Source organism: Octadecabacter dasysiphoniae, from assembly GCF_021532615.1.
GTDB classification, from domain to species: Bacteria; Pseudomonadota; Alphaproteobacteria; order Rhodobacterales; family Rhodobacteraceae; genus Octadecabacter; species Octadecabacter dasysiphoniae.
The window spans coordinates 270,688-288,576 of record NZ_JAKGAQ010000002.1 but is presented as its reverse complement, the minus strand read 5'-3'; the positions used below and the strand labels follow the sequence as shown (position 1 = coordinate 288,576).

Annotated in this window: 26 protein-coding genes; 8 read left to right on the top strand and 18 right to left on the bottom strand. The window is 57.7% G+C overall.

All coding sequences use genetic code 11. The features are described from left to right. The first annotated feature begins 41 nt into the window (after positions 1–41). Positions 42–1,346 carry a hypothetical protein gene (locus L0664_RS08310; protein WP_235225187.1) on the top strand — a complete coding sequence of 435 codons (1,305 nt, stop codon included), beginning with the start codon at positions 42–44 and terminating at the stop codon, positions 1,344–1,346. On the opposite strand, the gene L0664_RS08305 is transcribed toward L0664_RS08310, so the two are convergent. Further along, positions 1,343–2,152, bottom strand: a complete 810-nt coding sequence (locus L0664_RS08305; protein ID WP_235225186.1) for a division plane positioning ATPase MipZ — start codon at positions 2,150–2,152, stop codon at positions 1,343–1,345. The two genes, L0664_RS08310 and L0664_RS08305, sit on opposite strands and share 4 nt — an antisense overlap. A 350-nt stretch (positions 2,153–2,502) precedes the next feature. Between L0664_RS08305 and L0664_RS08300 the strand changes: the two genes are divergently transcribed. The 3 genes from L0664_RS08300 to L0664_RS08290 all read left to right on the top strand — a co-directional run bounded on the left by L0664_RS08300 (position 2,503) and on the right by L0664_RS08290 (position 5,935). Further along, complete coding sequence (locus L0664_RS08300) at positions 2,503–3,831, top strand: DEAD/DEAH box helicase (RefSeq protein ID WP_235225185.1); 1,329 nt, start codon at positions 2,503–2,505, stop codon at positions 3,829–3,831. Between the two features lie 79 nt (positions 3,832–3,910). Then, on the top strand, positions 3,911–4,375 hold the full coding sequence (locus tag L0664_RS08295) for an NUDIX hydrolase (protein ID WP_235225184.1): 465 nt from the start codon (positions 3,911–3,913) through the stop codon (positions 4,373–4,375). Between the two features lie 72 nt (positions 4,376–4,447). Continuing rightward, the gene (locus L0664_RS08290) at positions 4,448–5,935 is read left to right on the top strand and encodes an inorganic phosphate transporter (protein WP_235225183.1); all 1,488 of its coding nucleotides are present in this window, start codon (positions 4,448–4,450) and stop codon (positions 5,933–5,935) included. On the opposite strand, the gene L0664_RS08285 is transcribed toward L0664_RS08290, so the two are convergent. From L0664_RS08285 to L0664_RS08210, 16 genes are all read right to left on the bottom strand, one after another. Next, on the bottom strand, positions 5,932–6,312 hold the full coding sequence (locus L0664_RS08285) for a DUF1294 domain-containing protein (protein WP_235225182.1): 381 nt from the start codon (positions 6,310–6,312) through the stop codon (positions 5,932–5,934). The genes L0664_RS08290 and L0664_RS08285 overlap by 4 nt on opposite strands. A 68-nt stretch (positions 6,313–6,380) precedes the next feature. Then, a complete protein-coding gene (gene rpmE, locus L0664_RS08280) occupies positions 6,381–6,602 on the bottom strand; it encodes a 50S ribosomal protein L31 (RefSeq protein WP_235225181.1) in 222 nt (73 codons plus the stop codon). A gap of 11 nt (positions 6,603–6,613) precedes the next feature. Next, positions 6,614–7,000: a 50S ribosomal protein L19 gene (gene rplS / locus L0664_RS08275; protein ID WP_235225180.1), complete on the bottom strand. Its 387-nt coding sequence runs from the start codon at positions 6,998–7,000 to the stop codon at positions 6,614–6,616. 256 nt (positions 7,001–7,256) lie between these two features. Then, positions 7,257–7,670 carry a BLUF domain-containing protein gene (locus L0664_RS08270; protein ID WP_235225179.1) on the bottom strand — a complete coding sequence of 138 codons (414 nt, stop codon included), beginning with the start codon at positions 7,668–7,670 and terminating at the stop codon, positions 7,257–7,259. A 51-nt stretch (positions 7,671–7,721) separates the two neighbouring features. Continuing rightward, positions 7,722–8,513 (bottom strand): tRNA (guanosine(37)-N1)-methyltransferase TrmD, encoded by a 792-nt coding sequence (gene trmD / locus L0664_RS08265; RefSeq protein WP_235225178.1) that lies wholly within the window; start codon positions 8,511–8,513, stop codon positions 7,722–7,724. Beyond that, positions 8,503–9,285, bottom strand: coding sequence for a hypothetical protein (locus tag L0664_RS08260; RefSeq protein ID WP_235225177.1), 783 nt, complete (start codon positions 9,283–9,285; stop codon positions 8,503–8,505). Before L0664_RS08260 ends, trmD begins: the two co-directional genes overlap by 11 nt. A gap of 14 nt (positions 9,286–9,299) precedes the next feature. Further along, positions 9,300–9,827 carry a ribosome maturation factor RimM gene (rimM, locus tag L0664_RS08255; RefSeq protein ID WP_235225176.1) on the bottom strand — a complete coding sequence of 176 codons (528 nt, stop codon included), beginning with the start codon at positions 9,825–9,827 and terminating at the stop codon, positions 9,300–9,302. A gap of 47 nt (positions 9,828–9,874) precedes the next feature. Next, positions 9,875–10,288 carry a 30S ribosomal protein S16 gene (rpsP, locus tag L0664_RS08250; RefSeq protein ID WP_235225175.1) on the bottom strand — a complete coding sequence of 138 codons (414 nt, stop codon included), beginning with the start codon at positions 10,286–10,288 and terminating at the stop codon, positions 9,875–9,877. Between the two features lie 12 nt (positions 10,289–10,300). Further along, positions 10,301–10,600, bottom strand: a complete 300-nt coding sequence (locus L0664_RS08245) for a chorismate mutase (protein ID WP_235225174.1) — start codon at positions 10,598–10,600, stop codon at positions 10,301–10,303. Then, positions 10,597–11,157: a GNAT family N-acetyltransferase gene (locus L0664_RS08240; protein ID WP_235225173.1), complete on the bottom strand. Its 561-nt coding sequence runs from the start codon at positions 11,155–11,157 to the stop codon at positions 10,597–10,599. Before L0664_RS08240 ends, L0664_RS08245 begins: the two co-directional genes overlap by 4 nt. After that, positions 11,154–11,486 (bottom strand): NIPSNAP family protein, encoded by a 333-nt coding sequence (locus L0664_RS08235; RefSeq protein WP_235225172.1) that lies wholly within the window; start codon positions 11,484–11,486, stop codon positions 11,154–11,156. Before L0664_RS08235 ends, L0664_RS08240 begins: the two co-directional genes overlap by 4 nt. Beyond that, a complete protein-coding gene (gene ffh / locus L0664_RS08230; protein ID WP_235225171.1) occupies positions 11,483–12,985 on the bottom strand; it encodes a signal recognition particle protein in 1,503 nt (500 codons plus the stop codon). Before ffh ends, L0664_RS08235 begins: the two co-directional genes overlap by 4 nt. A 150-nt stretch (positions 12,986–13,135) precedes the next feature. Continuing rightward, positions 13,136–13,663 carry a hypothetical protein gene (locus L0664_RS08225; RefSeq protein WP_235225170.1) on the bottom strand — a complete coding sequence of 176 codons (528 nt, stop codon included), beginning with the start codon at positions 13,661–13,663 and terminating at the stop codon, positions 13,136–13,138. Further along, a complete protein-coding gene (locus L0664_RS08220) occupies positions 13,660–13,932 on the bottom strand; it encodes a hypothetical protein (RefSeq protein ID WP_235225169.1) in 273 nt (90 codons plus the stop codon). The genes L0664_RS08225 and L0664_RS08220 overlap by 4 nt, the downstream gene beginning before the upstream one ends. Further along, on the bottom strand, positions 13,929–14,402 hold the full coding sequence (locus tag L0664_RS08215) for a hypothetical protein (protein WP_235225168.1): 474 nt from the start codon (positions 14,400–14,402) through the stop codon (positions 13,929–13,931). Before L0664_RS08215 ends, L0664_RS08220 begins: the two co-directional genes overlap by 4 nt. A 47-nt stretch (positions 14,403–14,449) precedes the next feature. Then, the gene (locus L0664_RS08210; RefSeq protein ID WP_235225167.1) at positions 14,450–14,974 is read right to left on the bottom strand and encodes an FMN-dependent NADH-azoreductase; all 525 of its coding nucleotides are present in this window, start codon (positions 14,972–14,974) and stop codon (positions 14,450–14,452) included. A gap of 107 nt (positions 14,975–15,081) precedes the next feature. Here L0664_RS08210 and L0664_RS08205 point away from each other — a divergent pair, with 107 nt between their 5' ends. Then, positions 15,082–15,960 carry a LysR family transcriptional regulator gene (locus tag L0664_RS08205; protein WP_235225166.1) on the top strand — a complete coding sequence of 293 codons (879 nt, stop codon included), beginning with the start codon at positions 15,082–15,084 and terminating at the stop codon, positions 15,958–15,960. Here the strand turns inward: L0664_RS08205 and L0664_RS08200 are convergent. Then, a complete protein-coding gene (locus L0664_RS08200) occupies positions 15,957–16,286 on the bottom strand; it encodes an ArsR/SmtB family transcription factor (RefSeq protein WP_235225165.1) in 330 nt (109 codons plus the stop codon). The two genes, L0664_RS08205 and L0664_RS08200, sit on opposite strands and share 4 nt — an antisense overlap. A gap of 204 nt (positions 16,287–16,490) precedes the next feature. Here L0664_RS08200 and L0664_RS08195 point away from each other — a divergent pair, with 204 nt between their 5' ends. The 3 genes from L0664_RS08195 to L0664_RS08185 all read left to right on the top strand — a co-directional run bounded on the left by L0664_RS08195 (position 16,491) and on the right by L0664_RS08185 (position 17,876). Continuing rightward, the gene (locus L0664_RS08195; protein WP_235225164.1) at positions 16,491–16,829 is read left to right on the top strand and encodes an AtpZ/AtpI family protein; all 339 of its coding nucleotides are present in this window, start codon (positions 16,491–16,493) and stop codon (positions 16,827–16,829) included. Continuing rightward, complete coding sequence (locus L0664_RS08190) at positions 16,829–17,584, top strand: F0F1 ATP synthase subunit A (RefSeq protein WP_235225163.1); 756 nt, start codon at positions 16,829–16,831, stop codon at positions 17,582–17,584. Before L0664_RS08195 ends, L0664_RS08190 begins: the two co-directional genes overlap by 1 nt. A gap of 67 nt (positions 17,585–17,651) precedes the next feature. Continuing rightward, positions 17,652–17,876, top strand: coding sequence for a F0F1 ATP synthase subunit C (locus L0664_RS08185; RefSeq protein ID WP_015496525.1), 225 nt, complete (start codon positions 17,652–17,654; stop codon positions 17,874–17,876). Positions 17,877–17,889: the final 13 nt, after the last annotated feature.

Sequence of the window (17,889 nt, the reverse complement as noted above, 5' to 3'; positions counted from 1 at the left end):
TCGCGCAACTTGAACGCGACTAGGCAAAAAGGTTGTGCGCGATGACATGGTTGAGATTGTTTTTCAGGTTCCTCCAACTGGGGCCCATGGCGCTGGGTGCGATTGCTGCGGCGATCCTTGGGGCTGGGTTTTACCTTCAGGTGTTGGACAATGAACGCACGGCGCAACAGGTTCAGGCCTTGCGGGCGGGGCAACCGGCAGTCGTTGATTTGACCGATGCGCGCACCGCTGAGGCGCTGTCCGTGATTGGCGAAGTGAATGCACAAGCACAGCTTGCTTGGGATTATTCCTATGACCTTTGGTATGAAGAAAGCCTTGGGGTCGATTACGTTGTGATGTTCCCGCTTTTGGCGCCAAACAGTTCATCCCTGAACGAGGTGATCGGCGTCGCCTTGTTTGAGGCTGACGATGATAGTTTCACCACGCTGTCGCCTGAAATGGTCGACGCTTGGTTCGTAAGTGATGGCGTGCATGGCCCCGTTATGAACCTGAACGGTGAATTGGATAAAATGGGCAAATGGCAAGATCTGGTTGAGGATTCGTTTTATGACGAAGGGCTGCAAATGCCTGCCGACCCGATTGTGATCTGGCCCTATGTGCAAGGGCGCGATGTGGCGTTGGCGCCTGCCCAACCGGGTGATCTGACGATTTTCGGTGTTCTGTCCAAGGTTGCGGGCGTGATTGGCCTGATTGCGCTGGGCAAAATGGTGTTCGGGCGCAAACCCGAAGACGACGCGCCGCTGGATCGCCCTGAAACGGCGGACGTCGTGATGGATGTCGCCGCCGTTGAAACCAACGCCGCGCCGCTTTGGAAACAGCGGGCCGGATTGGTCGATCCGTCTGATTTTGCTGACGAACCCGCTACGTTTGAACCTGCGGTTTTTGACACACCAACGTCGCAGGGCGCGACGTCAGAGGTGCCTGTGATGGATGCCCCTAAACGCACAGGGTTCGGTGTTCGCAAAGTGCTGATTGGCGTTGTCGGGGCGTTGTTCGTGCTGGGCCTTGTGGCGACGATCAGCGATTTGATCGCAAAATCATCGAGCACTGAAACGGTCGCTGAAATATCCACCCAAGAGATTTTTGCACAAACCGCGGCTGATATTGTCGTCCCTGACGCGGACCCGAACCGCCACTGGACGGACATCGACGTGACGCCCGTGATCGAATGGTTTGTCGCGAAATCCATCCTTGCGGCGTCCGGTGATGCCGAGGCTCAGATCACGATGGGGATGATCTTTGGCGGGTTCTTTGTTGCGATGGTGATGCTGCGCTTTTTCTTTGTCATGCGCCGCAACCTGCGGCCCCGCACAACAGCGCGGTTTGACAGCATGGGGCTTGGTTAAAAGTCGACCTCGACCCCGGGCAGGTTCAGCGATTTGATCAATTCGCGCAGTTCTTGGCGCGCGGCGACGTTGGAAATGTTCAACCCCTTTACGCCAAGGTCGCGCAGATCAAGCAGCGTCAAACCACGCGGGAACAATTCGCGAAAGATGACCCGTTCGTTGAAACCGGGTGCTGTGCGAAACCCGATGCGGCGCGACAGTTTTTCAATCGCCGCTTCCATCTTTTGTTTGTTCACCATGTTTTGCGCACCCATGCGGTTGCGCACGACGACCCAATCGATCGGTTCAAATCCGGCCTGCGCGCGCAGCTGACGCGCGTTCCAGACCATTTGGCTGTAAACTGACGGGCCGGAAATCGTTTCGCCGTCCGTGTCGATATGCGCGAGCAGATCAAAATCGATAAAGCTGTCGTTTAGTGGGGTGATCAGCGTGTCGGCCAGCGAATGGGCGACCTGTGACAGGCGCGTGTGGCTGCCCGGGCAGTCGATCAGAATGAAATCACTGTCCGGTTCAAGGCCCGCAACGGCGACGGACAGGCGGTGGTCAAAGATGTTTTCGCCTTCGCGTAGGGTCGCGGGGTCGACCTCTGGCAGGTCGTGGTATGTTGGGGTGGGCAGGTCCAGACCCTTTTCGGCCAGAAATTTGGTGCGGTTTTCAACGTAGCGGCCCAGCGTTTTCTGGCGCAGGTCCAGATCAAGCGTGCCGACCTTGTGACCCATGCGCGACAGTGCGGTTGCCACGTGCATCGACACCGTGGATTTACCCGCGCCGCCCTTTTCGTTCCCCACGACAATAATATGTGCCACTGCGTCTGCCCCTTTGCTGCTGCCGGATCGTTGTCCGAAGCGTCGCCGTAACTATACGCCGCACCAGACGCAAGGCAAAGAGGGATTGACTTGTCGTCGTGCAAGGCCCATCTGGCCCCCAAGGATGATGCGAGCTGCCGCGTGAGCAGGCGCAGACAACGCGCAAAGAGCATCTCCTTAAGGTTCCCACCATCACGCAGGGGCGCCGCGCCAGTCGGCGGGCCTTGCAAGTACAGGCATGGACATTCGGTCCTCCGCGAGACTGTTGGCGCATCCCTTTTGCTTATGGTGGGGTTTCCCCGCCTTTATTTTGCGCGGACTCTTCCGTCCGCCCCGACACAGGACGACACATGGATTTTGATATGCTGGGCCTCGCGCCCCGACTGATTGCTGAACTGAAACGCCAAGGCATCGTTGACCCGACACCAATTCAGGCGCAGGCAATTCCCCACGCGATGAACGGTCGCGATGTTATGGGCCTTGCCCAGACAGGCAGCGGTAAGACGGCAGCCTTTGGTTTGCCGATGATTGATATGCTTTTGAAGGAACAGGGTAAGCCGGATGGTAAAACAGCCCGCGCACTGATCCTTGCCCCGACCCGCGAATTGGCGAAACAAATTCAGGAAAACCTGGCCGCCTATACCCAAGGCACACACCTGAAAACCATGCTGGTTGTCGGTGGTGCTGGCATCACAGGCCAGATCCGCAAACTGGAACGCGGTGTTGATTTGCTGGTCGCAACGCCCGGTCGTTTGATCGACCTTCTGGAACGGCGCGCTGTGAAACTGGGCGACACCAAGTTTCTGGTCCTCGATGAGGCGGATCAGATGCTTGATATGGGGTTCATCCATGCGCTGCGCCAGATCGCGCCGTTGTTGGCCACCCCGCGCCAGACGATGCTGTTTTCTGCGACTATGCCCAAATTGATGGGCGAACTTGCCGGTGCGTTTCTGGAAAATCCGATCCGTGTGCAGGTGAATGCGCCGGGTAAGGCTGTGGACCGGATTGAACAATCTGTGCATTTCGTGGCCAAGGCGGCCAAGACTGACCTGCTGTTGGAACTGATCGACAAGCACCGCGATGAACGCGCGATTGTGTTTGGCCGCACCAAGCACGGGTCTGAAAAGCTGCACAAGCTGCTTGAGAAAAAGGGCTTTGCGTCCGCATCCATCCACGGGAACAAATCCCAAGGGCAGCGCGACCGCGCGATCACGGATTTCAAGGCCGGTAAGGTCAAGATTTTGGTGGCCACCGATGTGGCGGCCCGTGGTCTGGATATTCCAGAGGTGAAGCACGTTTATAACTACGATTTGCCGAACGTGCCTGAAAACTATGTCCACCGGATTGGCCGCACGGCCCGGGCCGGTGCCGACGGTATGGCGATTGCGTTTTGTGCACCCGATGAAATGGGCGAACTGCGCGATATTCAAAAGGCGATGAAGGCTGACATTCCGGTTGCTGGTGGCCGCCCGTGGGCGCGCGACGAAGAAGAAGCCAAGCCCAAGCGCGGTGGCGGTGGTGGCGGCCGTCGCTTTGGCGGTGGTGGTGGCGGCGGTGGCCGTGGCGGCAAACCCGGCGGTGGCCGCCCCGGTGGTGGTGGTGGTCGCCCCGGTGGGCCGGGTGGCAAACCCGGAGGCGGTGGCAATCGTCGCCGCAAACCAGGTAAACCATCGGCCTAAATCGCGCCCGAGTTGCATTTTTGGACATTTACCCTTAGGTAAGTGTCCAAAGATAAAAAGAAAAAATGGCAGTAACTTCATGACCCCCGCGTTTACCCGCGTTTTGCGTGACTTCGTCGCGCCCCTGTTTCGTCGTCCCAAAGGTTTGCAAGTTGCGGCCCTTTGCACGCGGGGCGTGGGCGCGGACAAACAGGTTTTGCTTGTGACCAGTCGGGGCACGGGGCGTTGGATTATTCCCAAGGGCTGGCCCATTCGCGGGTTGGCGTCCTCTCAGGCGGCACTGCAAGAAGCGTGGGAAGAAGCGGGCGTAAAGGGTGCGACTGCGAACAGTGACCCAATCGGCAGCTATGCCTACGACAAAACAATGGGCAGCGGTTTGCCCATGCCGGTGGAAACGCTGGTCTATTCTGTTGATGTAAACGGTCTTGAAAACGATTTTCCCGAGGCCGGACAACGCGAACGGCGCTGGGTCAGCCCGCTTGAGGCCGCAAATCTGGTGGACGAACCAGAGCTGAAATCCATTTTGCGTGTGCTTCCTGCCTAAAATCTAAGCAATAAGCATTGATTTGATGCAGTGATGCTGACAAGTGTTTCGCCGACTTTACGGGGGAAAACCATGTCAGACAATCAGGGCGATCTGCGCCACCTCGACACGCTGGACCGGGATCTGGCGCGTTTTTCACGGCTTGAAATGGCGACACAATACGCCGGGCGTCCTTTGGTCGGCCCTGCGATTTCGCTTTTGTTTATCGTGCTGGCCGGTTTGGCCGCCGCGCTGTTCTTTGGCCAGACAAATAACGCGATGATCGTGATTGTGGCGACCTGTTTGGGCGCCTACATGGCGCTGAATATCGGTGCCAATGACGTGGCCAACAACATGGGCCCTGCGGTGGGTGCCAATGCGCTGACCATGGGCGGCGCGATTGCGATTGCTGTCGTGTTTGAAAGTGCCGGTGCGTTGATTGCGGGTGGCGACGTGGTGAGCACGATTGCCAAGGGAATCATCGCGCCCGAAAGCATGGGCAACGCCGCGACGTTCATTTGGGCAATGATGGCCGCGCTGTTGTCGGCGGCTTTGTGGGTGAACCTTGCGACATTCGTGGGCGCGCCTGTGTCTACGACCCATTCGGTTGTGGGCGGCGTGATGGGCGCTGGTATCGCCGCGGCGGGTTTTGCCGCTGTCAGCTGGGACACCATGGGCGCGATTGCTGCGTCTTGGGTGATTTCGCCAGTTCTGGGCGGTGTGATTGCTGCGTTCTTCCTGTTCGTGATCAAGTCCCGCATTATTTATACCGACGATAAAATTGCGGCTGCACGCCGTTGGGTGCCTATTTTGGTGGGCATTATGGCTGGTGCGTTTGGTGCATATCTGGCGCTTAAGGGGCTTAAGAAGATCATCAAGATCGACATGCCCACGGCGCTGCTGATTGGCCTTGGCATCGCTGTTCTGGTTTGGTTGGTGATGATCCCCGTGATCCGCAAACAGTCCGAAGGGCTGGAAAACCGCAACAAATCCCTCAAGGTTTTGTTTGGTATCCCGCTGGTGGTTTCGGCCGCGCTGCTGTCGTTCGCGCATGGTGCCAATGATGTTGCCAACGCGGTTGGCCCGCTGGCGGCCATCGTGCAGGTGTCCCAATCGGGTGATTTCACCCACAGCTTTGGCATTCCGTTCTGGGTTATGGTGATCGGCGCGTTCGGTATTTCGTTCGGGTTGTTTCTGTTTGGCCCCAAACTGATCCGCATGGTCGGCAGCCAGATCACCAAGCTGAACCCCATGCGTGCCTATTGCGTGGCGCTGTCTGCGGCGATCACAGTGATCGTGGCAAGCTGGCTGGGCCTGCCCGTCAGTTCAACGCACATCGCGGTGGGTGGTGTGTTTGGCGTCGGGTTCTACCGTGAATGGGACGCCGAAAAGCGGTTGCGCGCTGCACGCGAAGCCATGCCGGACCGCCCCGTTTATTCGGTTGAGGAACGCCGCCGCCGCAAACTGGTGCGTCGTTCGCATTTCATGACAATCATTGCCGCGTGGATCATCACTGTGCCCGCCGCAGCGCTGCTGTCTGGTGCGATCTTCTTTGTGCTGAATTCGGTGCTTGGGTCTTAACGAAGCCAGTCCAGAACTGTCGGGAGATAACCCAGCCACCAAATGGCGAACACGGCCAGCCCTGTTAAATGGACACTGCAGATCAGATTCAGCAGTGTCCGAAAGGGTTCTTTTCGGGTTTTGTGGCGGAATCTGCGCTGGGCAATCTTTGCGCCCAAAGTGCCACCAATCAAAGCCCCGAACAGGAGCGAGTTTTCCGGAATGCGACGGTCGCCTGATATGGCGCGTTTCTTGTCTTGCTTGAAATCGTTGTAGGTCATGAGGTTGATCAGAACCCAGAACACCAATCCGCCGATCCAGGCCAACGGTATTTTGTGGCGCATGATCCAGTCTGCCATGTCTTGAAACGTCAGCGTTTCGACTACGATTTGTTCCATGAACGTCCCTCAAACGCAAAACGCCGCCCTAGATCGGGGCGGCGTTTCTAATTTCAAAAGTGCTAAGCTTAGAAGCCCAGACCTTCGTACTTTTTCTTGAACTTGGACACGCGGCCACCGGTGTCCATCAGGCGTGCGCCTGCACCAGTCCATGCAGGGTGCACAGTCGGGTCGATGTCGAGCTGAAGGCTGTCGCCTTCTTTGCCCCAAGTTGTTTTCATCTCGTATGCCGTGCCATCTGTCAGTTTGACTTCGATGGTGTGGTAATCGGGGTGGATATCTTTTTTCATGATGCCAATCCTTACGCGTCTGCGCCGCTGGACAGCGGACGGTAGTTGGTTTTTTCGACGATACGTGCGGATTTACCACGACGTGTGCGCAGGTAGTACAGCTTGGCGCGACGAACGCGACCACGGCGGACCACTGTGATGCTGTCGATGTTGGTGGAATACAGCGGGAACACACGTTCCACGCCTTCACCGAATGAGATTTTGCGAACTGTGAACGAACCGGCAATGCCTTTGCCGTTCTTACGTGCGATGCACACGCCTTCGTAGTTCTGAACACGTGTACGAGTACCCTCGGTCACGCGAAAGCCGACACGGATCGTGTCACCGGCTTTGAAGTCTGGGATTTCTTTGCCCAGTTCGGCGATTTGTTCCGCCTCGAGTTGTGCGATCAGGTTCATGAACCGATCTCCTATAGTTCACGCGGTTTTTCCGCGGATGTGAGGGCTGCCAGAGCTTTGGTCTTCATCGGGTCAGATGCACTGCCCACCAAAGGTATTAACGGCCTTAATATGCTGCGGGGCGGTTTCGCGGTGAAGACGTCGCGGCCATACCAAACAGGTCCGACGACTCATTTTGGGTCACGGACTAGCGCCGTATAGGGGGAAGGGGTGTGTGTGGCAAGGGGTTTGGGCTGCATGAGCGCCCCAAATCTGCCTATGGGTCCGGCGTCGCGTTTACCTTGGCTTGCAGCGTGGCAAACACCGCCTGCACATCTGCCGCTGATGCGCGATCAAGGGTGCCGTTCGCGATGTCTTCAATGGACCAAAGCCATGATTTTGCAGGGTCATGCAGCATGTCCCAATTGCCAAACATGCGCGCATCAATGGGGCCGGATGCGCGCTGCGTGATGTTCACGTGGCGATCATCGCGCGCGATGCGCCCGAACGCGGCGTCCACTACATCGGCGGGCCCTTCGAGAAGTTGCAGGAACACATCGTGGCGACACACAAGCGCGCCGGTGATTCCATCGCGGTTGTTACACCGCCGCGCATCCAAAAGAATGCCGCTGAGGATGGCGTTGTCGTAGCCAAAAGGCTGCGAGGAATAGATAATTTGTTTGAGGTCCATGCACACACCTACGCCATGTGCCGCCAGAAGTAACGGACAAAGCGTGCCGGATCAGTCGCCGCGATGTTTCGCCCACAAATCGGGGCGGCGGTCTTTCGTGATTTTCTCGCTCATGTCGCGGCGCCATTTGGCGACTTTGCCATGATCACCGGACGTCAGGACAGACGGAATTGTAAGGCCTTCCCAGTCGGCGGGGCGGGTATATTGCGGATGTTCCAGCAGCCCGTTTGAATGGCTTTCCTCAACCGCGGAATCAGCGTTGCCCAGCACACCGGGCAGCAGGCGCACGCAGGCATCGATTAGCGTCATCGCGGGGAGTTCACCGCCCGTCAAAACATAATCCCCCATCGAAATTTCGATGATGTCGTAATGTTCCAGCACCCGTTCATCCACGCCTTCAAATCGTCCGCACAGTAAGGTCACGCCATCCTGTTCGCTGAGGTCTTGCGCGATTTTCTGGGTGAACGGCACGCCGCGCGGCGACAGATAAATCAAGGGCATTCGCCCGCGCGCACGGCGGCGTGTGTCGCCGATGGCATTGGCCACCACATCCGCGCGCAGCACCATGCCCGCACCGCCACCTGACGGCGTATCATCGACGTTGCGATGTTTGCCGACGCCAAAGCGGCGCAGATCGGTGGTGTGCAGCTGCCAAATCCCGTCCTTCAACGCCTTGCCTGTCAGGCTTTCGCCCAGCAATCCGGGAAAGGCATCGGGAAACAATGTGATGATCTGGGCCGTCCATGCGTGGGCCAGTTGGGGTTTGTCGGTCATCAGTTCTTGTGGCTTCACGCTCACTTGTACTGATTTGCGGCCGATTGATTTGCTTGGTTTATCCGTCATGTGTCTTGGCCTTTCCAAGCAGTGCCGATTTTGCAGCGCGCAACGCCTGGTCGGACAATCCGGCGCGGTTCAACGCCAAAAGATCCTCAATCAGCCCGTCTTTGGGGCCAACATTCGCGGCTGGCTGCGGCTTAAGCCGTTTGTGCAGGTGCGCTGGTAGGTTGATCAGATCGATCAGGGGCTGCGCGGGGCCGAAATCTGTCGTCATGTCGGCAAGGTCAGTTGTATGGACCGTGCCTGTCAGCCCCTTGGCGACATCATCCGCGATGTCACCCAGCGTGCCGGGCAGGGCGTAGGCGGCGCGGTGTTCGTTTTCGTCCATGTTCAGCCGCGACACGCGCAAATTGTGTTTGTAGGTGGAATGCAGCCAGCTGAGGGGATCACGGGTGCTGAAATGAAACACGACATCCGCCTCTGTGCCGAACACGTCACAAATCACGTCTTCGGCGCGGGCGAGCAATGCGGGCGCCGCCGGATACCCAACCTGTCCGTCGCGCCCGGGCATCCGCCCCGAAAGCCGTTCGTCGGTGATCAGCACAGAGCGGTTTTTCGGGACAATCGCGCTGAGCGTTTCATGGAGTTCCGCCCCGAAGGCATCCAGATAGTCCTGCGATCCGATTTCGGAATATCGCAACGCCATGTGCGCCGCCTTGCGGTCCAGCCGTGCGGGCAAAACCATCGCGCAGCGCGGATAAATATGTTTGCCGTTGGCGCGCAGGAACCGTTGCACGGACGTCGTGCCGGTTTTGTGAAATCCGGCGTGTACGATCACCCGCCGCCCTGGCATCACTCGGTCTCTGGTGTGTCGTCAAACAACCCGCGTGGCGGGTCGAGCACGATGCGACCTGATGCCAGATCAACCGTCGGCACAATCGCTTTGGTGAACGGGACCAACACGGTGTCTTTGTGCGCGGGGTTGATGATTTCCAGCAGATCGTCGGACCCGTTGGTTTGCACCGCTTTCACGCGGCCCAGTTCGGCCCCGCCGGTGTCAAACGTCATCAATCCGACCAGATCGGTGTGGTAGAATTCATCGTCAGGCAGGGATGGCAGCTGGTCGCGCTGTGCGAACAATTCCATGCCGTTCAATCCGTCGGCTTCTTCTTTGGTTGTGATCCCGTCGACCCGTGCAATCAGGCTGCCCTTGGTCTGGCCCTTGATCACGATTGTGGTGATTACCGTGCCGTCTTTTCGGGTCAGCGGGGTGTAATCCGCAATCGCCTCCGGGTCTGCACAAAAGGATTTTACGCGCACGTCTCCGTGGACCCCAAAGGACCCGGACAGTGCGCCAACAATGATTTTATCATCCGACATGATCGATCCTAGTGGTGGGGCAACCGGTGCCGCCCCACCAAAACTGATTACTCAGTTGCTGCTTCTTCGGCAGGGGCTTCTTCTGCTGGTGCAGCAGCGGCTTCTGCGGCGGCCTCAGCGGCGGCGGCAACTTTGGCAGCTTTTTCTTCCAGACGCTCTTTGGCGGCTTTGCCCGGCTCACCCTTCTTAAGGTTCGCGCGCTCTTTCTTCTCAAGAACACCAGCGGCTTCGAGGAAGCGGGATACGCGGTCTGTTGGCTGTGCGCCTTCGCCCAACCAGTAGTTCACGCGTTCCATGTTCATTGTTACGCGGTCTTCTGCGTCCTTGGCGAGAAGCGGGTTATATGTGCCCAGCTTTTCAACGTAGCGACCATCGCGTGGCATACGGGAGTCCGCAGCAACGATACGGTAAAACGGGCGCTTCTTGGAGCCACCGCGGGCGAGGCGAATTTTCATAGCCATGATGTTAGTCCTTTAAGTTTTGTCTTTGTGGTTTTGATGATGCTGAATGACTTCAGCGATGATGAAGTTGAGGAACTTCTTGGCAAATTCCGGGTCGAGGTCGGCCCGGGTTGCCAAATCTGTCAACCGTGCGATCTGCGTGGATTCACGGGCAGGATCGGACGGTGGAAGGTCGTGGCTGGCTTTGAGTTTCCCCACAGCCTGCGTGTGTTTGAACCGCTCACCCAACGTATACACAAGGATCGCATCAAGGCGGTCGATGCTGTCGCGGTGTTCTTTGAGGATGTCGGCTGCGCGCAATTCGTCGCTCATGTGAGGGCCCCTTTGTGGTGACGCCAGATGTTCACCAACGGGCCGTCGCCGCCGTGAAATTCACCACCGGGCGCGTTTGCGATTTCTGTTTGTTTGGCGTCGAACGTCGCACCCAACGCGCGGGCCACAGCCACGGATGGGTCGTTGCCTTCGTCGATATGGCTTTGGGCGGTTTCAACGCCCATCACGTCCCACGCCCACGGGATGACCGTGCGCATGGCTTCGGTGACGTACCCTTTGCCCTCGAGCGTTGCGTCATACACCGTCCAGCCGAATTCGGGTTCTTCCTGGTCCACCAACGGGTGGAAAATACCAAAGCCGCCGATCACAGTGTCGGGCGTGTCTTTTAGTGCCGCCATGAACAGACCGTAACCGCGCAGGGCCCACAATCCGGCGAGCGAGGCAAACTGGAACGCCGCCTTTTCACGGTCAATCGGCCCACCTGTGAACTTGGAGCGTTCGGACATTTTATAGTCCACATAGGTTTGCATATCAGACATCCGCGGACCGCGCAGGATCAGCCGTTCTGTTTGCAATGTCGGGATTGTCACGTTCATAGGCCCAGTTCATCCACGGTGGCGCCTGTGAAAAGCGGCTTGGTGAAGGATCGGTCATAGCGGCGGATGCATTTGGTCGCCTTGGCGTGTTCATACGCGCGCAGGCATTCCGGATCGTTCCACATTTTCGCGCGGTAGGATTCGTAGTCGGCCAGCGTCGGGAACGAAAAGTGGCAATAGGCGATGTCGTTGGGGCCTTCATGGGGCATGTGATAGCCGTGATGGACCCCGCCCAGTTTGGGCACCAGATGCAGCCACGCTTTCGCGTAGACCTCAAAGGCCTCAAGCTGATCTGGATCGATCTCGTATCGTACGGTGCAGGTGATCATTTCTTTTTGCCGAACCCTGACAGACCGGGGGGCAATGCGGCGCCACCACCAAGACCCGGAAGGCCCATACCGCCGGGCATCTTCGCGCCAAGCTGTTTGGCTGCGGCTTCCATCGCTGCTGGATCACTCATGTCTGGCATACCGCCCTCTGGGCCGCCTTTGCCGAACATGCCCTTCATGGCCTGTTTAAGCATCCCGCCTTTGCCCATCTTTTTCATCATGTCCGACATCTGGCGGTGCATTTTGATCAGCTGGTTGAGTTCGCGCACCTCAAGCCCGGACCCTTGCGCGATGCGTTTCTTGCGGCTGGCCTGCAAAATCTGCGGGTTGGCGCGTTCTTTTTTGGTCATCGACTGGATCATGGCGATCTGGCGCTTCAGCACAGTGTCGTCAAATCCGGCCTCTTCGACCTGCTTGGACATCTTTTTCATGCCGGGCATCATGCCCATCATGCCTTCCATTCCGCCCATCTTGAGCATCTGGTCCAGCTGCATTTTCATATCGTTCATGTTGAAGCGGCCCTTCTGGAACCGTTTCATCATGCGTTCGGCCTGTTCGGCCTCAATCGTTTCTTGCGCCTTTTCGACAAGCGACACGATATCGCCCATGCCAAGGATACGGCCCGCGACGCGTTCGGCGTGGAATTCTTCGATCGCGTCCATCTTTTCGCCAAGACCGACATAGCGGATCGGGCGACCCGTGACAGCGCGCATGGACAGGGCAGCACCACCGCGCCCGTCACCGTCCATACGCGTCAGGACAACACCGGAAATCCCGATGCGTCCGTCAAAGTTTTCAGCCGTGGACACGGCGTCTTGTCCGGTCAGGCCGTCAACCACCAACAGGGTTTCGCGGGGCTGCGCGACATCGCGCACCGCTTCGACCTGCTGCATCAGTTCTTCGTCAATCGACAAACGGCCCGCAGTATCGAGCATATAGACGTCATAGCCGCCAAGGTTCGCTTGGGTCTTAGCGCGCTTGGCGATCTGGACGGGGTTTTCACCCTTTACGATCGGCAGGGTATCAACGCCGATTTGCACGCCAAGGATTTGCAGCTGTTCCATCGCAGCGGGGCGGTTCACATCGAGCGACGCCATCAAAACCTTTTTGCCGTCGCGTTCGTTCATCCGCTTGGCAAGTTTCGCGGTCGTCGTGGTTTTACCCGAACCCTGCAAACCGACCATCAGGATCGGGGCGGGCGGGTTGTCGATTTTCAGCTGTCCGTCGCCGCCATCACCGGCAAGCACATGCACCAGTTCGTCGTGCACGATCTTGACGACCTGCTGACCGGGGGTGACGGATTTCGTAACAGACTGGCCGGATGCCTTTTCTTGCACCGCTTTGATGAAATCACGCGCGACGGGCAGGGATACGTCGGCCTCAAGCAAGGCGACACGCACCTCGCGCAGGGCTGTTTTAACGTCATCCTCGGACAACGCGCCTTGTTTGGTGAGGCGATCAAAGACGCCGCCTAGGCGATCTGACAGTGACTCGAACATGGGCGCTTCCTTTGCGTCGGTTTCATCAATGCCCCTAATATAGGGACCGTTCAAAGCAATTCAGCCCCAGTGGGCGCAACGCGCTGACTGGGGGCGATCCTGACATAAGGCAGGACCGGAAAGGCAATGCTCTCCGGAATTAGGGTGCGTTTAGGGTTTTGGCTGTTGTGAGTCAAGGGATGCGCGCCAATCCCGCATCCAATCGCTGACCCGTGCGGATGCGGCCAAGGCATCCCGCGCGTTCATCGCACGTTTTGCCAGTTTGTGGCGGCCTTCGTCCATGCCTTCGCGCACATATAACGTGATTTCGCGCTTGGGGTCTGTCGTTGCGGGCCCCTTTGATCCGTATGCGCGGGTGATGCGGGTTGATTGGACCTCATCCAGTGGCCAGACATGACGGTGCAGCCCCCAAATGTCGCGGTGGCGCAATTCGGCCTGCCGCGTTGTCGCGTTGAGGACCAGCATGGATTTTTCCACCCGAAGCAGCGCCATTGGCACGGACCAAGCAGCCGATGCGCCCAGCCATGCGATCAACATCCAGATGGGGACATCCACGACGTAAACCAACGCCGCCGCCGCACCGAGGAAGACCAGTGAAAAGACCGCGTAAAACAGCGGTTCCTTCCAGCGGGTAAACCGCAAAACCAAAAGGTCGGATGTGTCATGGGTGATCTTCACGCGGCCAGCCGCAGTTCTGCAACACCACCGGGGCGGTTCAGCACAAGCTGGTTGCGATAGACCGACGGCAACCTCATCGCGAGGAACAACACAACGAAGATACCAAAGAACACCATCGCGAAAATCTTGTTGGGGATGCCTTTGTCCAAGGTCAGGATCGCCATCATGCCCCAGATGATCCCCATTGCCATAGTAATTGCTGGAATGGCACAGCCCAAGGTGCGGGCCCCGGTGACGAAAACATCAGGCGTGGTTTGCGTTATCTTCATGCGCGCCGCGCCTTGAGCCACGCGTTGACCGTTTTGACGGTTCCAGCACAGCGCGGGCAGTCCGTAAACGCCATTGTAAACGGATGGATGCCCGCCGCGCCGCCCCCTGTGATGTGAAACACCATGCGGTAGGTGTCACCACTGGCGCGTTTGTGCGCCTGCACGGACACATGGGACAAATCAGACAGGCTGTGGTGGTTTTCTGTGTAATTCAGCAGGGTCTTGCGGCGGTGCGCGACAGTACCCGCGCGCGCGTCCAGAACCAGTTGGTCACGCTGCACAAAGGCTGTGAAAAACAAAAGAAGGACCGCCAGAACGAAAATCAGGATCAACACGACAAACACCTGACCGTTCATCACTTTCTGGATCAAAAACGCGATCAGCCCGAACCCGAATGCGCCCATCAACAGGCCAAGCACCCAAGGGCGATTGTCCACGATCAGGGTGTCGGATGTGGTCGTGACTTTCATCCGCCCAATCAAACGCGGGGCCTTCTGGGTGTCAATTCAGTGATTGCCTACGGCACGATATCTTTGGCGACCAACACGGCGACATCTGTGATCCCAAGAAGGCCAAAGAACGTCTTTATGTGCGGTGTCAGATGGTCGCTGGGCGATCCCACAGGCACACCACCGGACGCCACGGTGACAACAACATTGCGCCCCGTTAGCAGTCCGACCGGACCATCGGGAAGGTATTTGAATGTAACACGGGGCCGCGCCACCAGATCCATCCACAGCTTCAGCGATGCGGGCGCCGCAAAATTGTAAATAGGCGCGCCAATGACGATCGTATCGGCGGCCTGCATTTCGCTGACCAAAACGTCTGATAACGCCAGACTGTCTTTGTCCGATTGTGATCGCGTGTCAGGGTCGCTTAGACGGGCGGTGGCCCATTCCCCGTCGATCTGGGGCAGGGGCGTGGTGGCCAGATCACGATAGGTGACAGTGCCGCCAAGGTCCGCCACGATTTTAGCAGAAGCCGCACGGCTGACGCTGGTCGTCAGGTTGGCCGATGAATCGATGTGTAGAATATGGGTCAATTGTGCGTCCTCATGCAGCTGTGATGACCCCTTCTATGGTATTTGCGTTCGCGAACGCTATATTCGGTTTTTCACAACTGATGTTCAAATTTGCACAGGGGACAGCCATGGACAATTGGGATGAGATCAGGACCGCGTTTCAAGTGGCCCGCATCGGCACAGTCAGCGGCGCGGCGGATGTTCTGGGTGTTCACCATGCCACAGTGATCCGCCACATCGACGCACTGGAACAGCGCCTCGGGGTGAAACTGTTCCAACGCCATGCGCGCGGTTACACCGCCACCGAAGCAGGGCAGGATCTGATGCAGGTGGCCACGGCCACGGATGATCAGTTTACGCAGTTGGCGGGCCGTATCCGTGGGCAGGGCGAAGGGGTGTCTGGTGATCTGGTGGTGACATCGCTGGTCATTCTGTCACCACTGTTGACCCCCGTGATGGTAAAATTCCGGCGCGAGAACCCCGACCTTACGGTGCGGTTCCTGACGGGGGATCGGCTGTTCCGGCTGGAATACGGCGAAGCTCACGTCGCGATCCGCGCAGGTGAAGCACCCAGTCAGCCCGACAACGTCGTCCAACCGTTCTTTTCCCAGGCCATGCATCTGGTCGCGACACCATCTTATGTCGAACAACACGGCATGCCGACTGGCGTCAGCGATCTGGTCAACCACTGGTTCATCAGCCACGACAATGTCGACAGCCGCGCGCCGTTCATTCGCTGGCTGTCCGAAAAGGTGCCCCAAAACCGCATCGTGTTTCGCACCACCGACAACCGCGCAATGGTCGATGCCGTTATATCGGGTGCGGGCATCGGGTTCGTGTCCACTTGGGAAATGCGCCAGCATCCTGAATTGATTGAGGTCATGCCATCCCAAGAAGAATGGACAGGCGCGCTGTGGCTTGTGACCCACGTGGATTTGCACCGCACAACCAAAGTGCAGGCGTTCCTGAAATTTCTGAAAGCAGAGGCCGCCAATTGGGAGGTCTAGGGCTCCGCCTTTAATTCAGCAGCGAGGAACCGTTCAAAATCATCAAGGTTCACCGCCTCGAATTGTCCGAAACTTTGCATCCAGATGGATGCTTCGCGCATCGCGTCCGGTTCCAGTTTGCACCATTTCACCCGCCCGCGTTTTTCCTGGCTGATCAATCCGGCCCCTGTCAGTACGACAAGGTGTTTTGAAATCGCGGCGAGCGACATATCGAACGGTTCGGCCACATCGGTCACAGCCATATCGTCCTCCAGCAACATCGCAAGAATGGCGCGGCGGGTGGGGTCGCCAAGGGCGGCAAACACGGTATCAAGGTGCATCGACATAGCCCCATGAAGCCCAAGTGGCTGAAAACGTCAACCAAATGGTTGAATATCACAAAGTACGGCGCGGGCGGTTGATGCGCAATTTTCGCCCTTCTTTGGTTCTTAAATATCCAAAGAAATCAGCGATATAACGCGCTCCATCTGTGCGTTGACTCTGTTCGCTGCAAACCCTAAACCACCGCCAACCAAGGAAGGGGCTTGCCCGTGTCCGATCCCGACGACCACAGCACCGCCGCCGACCGCCTCAAGGCGCTCGAAACACGGATTGCAGCGGCCAAGGGGGAAGAACGTAAACCCCACTCCGAGGAGCATTATTCACAGGCCAATATGGCATGGCGGATGGTGATCGAATTAGTGGCCGGTCTCGGGATCGGTTTTGGCATCGGGTACGGATTGGACATTCTGTTCAACACCACGCCCATCTTTATGGTGCTGTTCATATTCTTTGGCCTCGCAGCCGGTGTTAAAACCATGATGCGCAGCGCCGCTGAGATGCAGAATGAAGCGTTGGCCAAACAGGCTGACAAAGGTGAGGAAGACTGATGGCAGACGAAGCAACCAGCGGTGGCGGACTTGAATTTCACCCGCTTGATCAGTTCGAAGTCAAACGCATCTTCGGCGAAGGCCCGATTGAGTGGTACACGATCACCAACGTGACCGCATGGATGGCCGTCGCCGTCGTATGTATCGTGTTGTTGCTGGTCATCGGCACATCAAAGCGCGCCATCGTTCCAAGCCGCACACAGTCGGTCGCTGAAACGCTGTACGGTTTCGTTTATACAATGGTCGAAGACGTGACAGGCAAAGACGGGATCAAGTATTTCCCCTACATCTTCACGCTGTTCATCTTCATCCTGTTCTCGAATTTCCTTGGGCTGCTGCCCATGTCGTTCACAACAACCTCGCACATCGCTGTCACAGCGATCCTCGCGTTTGCAGTCTTCTTTACTGTGACCATCATCGGTTTCGTAAAGAACGGCGCGGCGTTCCTCGGTCTCTTCTGGGTCTCAAGCGCGCCACTGGCGCTGCGTCCGATCCTCGCGATCATTGAGGTCATTTCCTACTTCGTGCGCCCGGTCAGCCACTCCATTCGTTTGGCGGGTAACCTGATGGCGGGCCACGCGGTTCTTAAGGTCTTCGCGGGCTTTGCCCAAGTGGGCTTTATCATCGCGCCTGTCGCCATTCTTGGTGTCGTCGCGATCTACGCCCTCGAAGTTCTCGTGTCGGCCATTCAGGCCTACGTATTCACAATCCTGACGTGCGTTTATCTGAAAGACGCGCTTCACCCGTCACACTAATTACTACCCATGCTCCCTCGGGGAAAAGCCCCGGGATGCTAAACTTCCAATCGTAAGGAGATACATTATGGAAGGCGAACTCGCACACATCGGCGCTGGCTTGGCTGCAATCGGATCCGGCGCTGCCGCAATCGGTGTTGGTCACGTAGCTGGCAACTTCCTCGCAGGCGCACTGCGTAACCCGTCAGCTGCTGCTGGCCAGACTGCTACGCTGTTCATCGGCATCGCATTCGCAGAAGCTTTGGGGATCTTCTCGTTCCTCGTCGCACTTCTGCTGATGTTCGCTGTTTAAGAACACGCACTAA

What these genes read in the sequence shown, in the direction of transcription:
- rpsP (WP_235225175.1), bottom strand. Translation starts at nt 10,288, where the DNA reads ATGGCTATGAAAATTCGCCTCGCCCGCGGTGGCTCCAAGAAGCGCCCG.
- L0664_RS08310 (WP_235225187.1), top strand. Translation starts at nt 42, where the DNA reads ATGACATGGTTGAGATTGTTTTTCAGGTTCCTCCAACTGGGGCCCATG.
- rplS (WP_235225180.1), bottom strand. Translation starts at nt 7,000, where the DNA reads ATGAACCTGATCGCACAACTCGAGGCGGAACAAATCGCCGAACTGGGC.
- L0664_RS08190 (WP_235225163.1), top strand. Translation starts at nt 16,829, where the DNA reads ATGGCAGACGAAGCAACCAGCGGTGGCGGACTTGAATTTCACCCGCTT.
- L0664_RS08235 (WP_235225172.1), bottom strand. Translation starts at nt 11,486, where the DNA reads ATGATCACCTGCACCGTACGATACGAGATCGATCCAGATCAGCTTGAG.
- L0664_RS08300 (WP_235225185.1), top strand. Translation starts at nt 2,503, where the DNA reads ATGGATTTTGATATGCTGGGCCTCGCGCCCCGACTGATTGCTGAACTG.
- L0664_RS08220 (WP_235225169.1), bottom strand. Translation starts at nt 13,932, where the DNA reads ATGAAGATAACGCAAACCACGCCTGATGTTTTCGTCACCGGGGCCCGC.
- L0664_RS08200 (WP_235225165.1), bottom strand. Translation starts at nt 16,286, where the DNA reads ATGTCGATGCACCTTGATACCGTGTTTGCCGCCCTTGGCGACCCCACC.
- L0664_RS08295 (WP_235225184.1), top strand. Translation starts at nt 3,911, where the DNA reads ATGACCCCCGCGTTTACCCGCGTTTTGCGTGACTTCGTCGCGCCCCTG.
- trmD (WP_235225178.1), bottom strand. Translation starts at nt 8,513, where the DNA reads ATGACGGATAAACCAAGCAAATCAATCGGCCGCAAATCAGTACAAGTG.
- L0664_RS08240 (WP_235225173.1), bottom strand. Translation starts at nt 11,157, where the DNA reads ATGAACGTGACAATCCCGACATTGCAAACAGAACGGCTGATCCTGCGC.
- rpmE (WP_235225181.1), bottom strand. Translation starts at nt 6,602, where the DNA reads ATGAAAAAAGATATCCACCCCGATTACCACACCATCGAAGTCAAACTG.
- L0664_RS08290 (WP_235225183.1), top strand. Translation starts at nt 4,448, where the DNA reads ATGTCAGACAATCAGGGCGATCTGCGCCACCTCGACACGCTGGACCGG.
- L0664_RS08205 (WP_235225166.1), top strand. Translation starts at nt 15,082, where the DNA reads ATGGACAATTGGGATGAGATCAGGACCGCGTTTCAAGTGGCCCGCATC.
- L0664_RS08185 (WP_015496525.1), top strand. Translation starts at nt 17,652, where the DNA reads ATGGAAGGCGAACTCGCACACATCGGCGCTGGCTTGGCTGCAATCGGA.
- ffh (WP_235225171.1), bottom strand. Translation starts at nt 12,985, where the DNA reads ATGTTCGAGTCACTGTCAGATCGCCTAGGCGGCGTCTTTGATCGCCTC.
- L0664_RS08285 (WP_235225182.1), bottom strand. Translation starts at nt 6,312, where the DNA reads ATGGAACAAATCGTAGTCGAAACGCTGACGTTTCAAGACATGGCAGAC.
- rimM (WP_235225176.1), bottom strand. Translation starts at nt 9,827, where the DNA reads ATGTCGGATGATAAAATCATTGTTGGCGCACTGTCCGGGTCCTTTGGG.
- L0664_RS08245 (WP_235225174.1), bottom strand. Translation starts at nt 10,600, where the DNA reads ATGAGCGACGAATTGCGCGCAGCCGACATCCTCAAAGAACACCGCGAC.
- L0664_RS08215 (WP_235225168.1), bottom strand. Translation starts at nt 14,402, where the DNA reads ATGAAAGTCACGACCACATCCGACACCCTGATCGTGGACAATCGCCCT.
- L0664_RS08270 (WP_235225179.1), bottom strand. Translation starts at nt 7,670, where the DNA reads ATGGACCTCAAACAAATTATCTATTCCTCGCAGCCTTTTGGCTACGAC.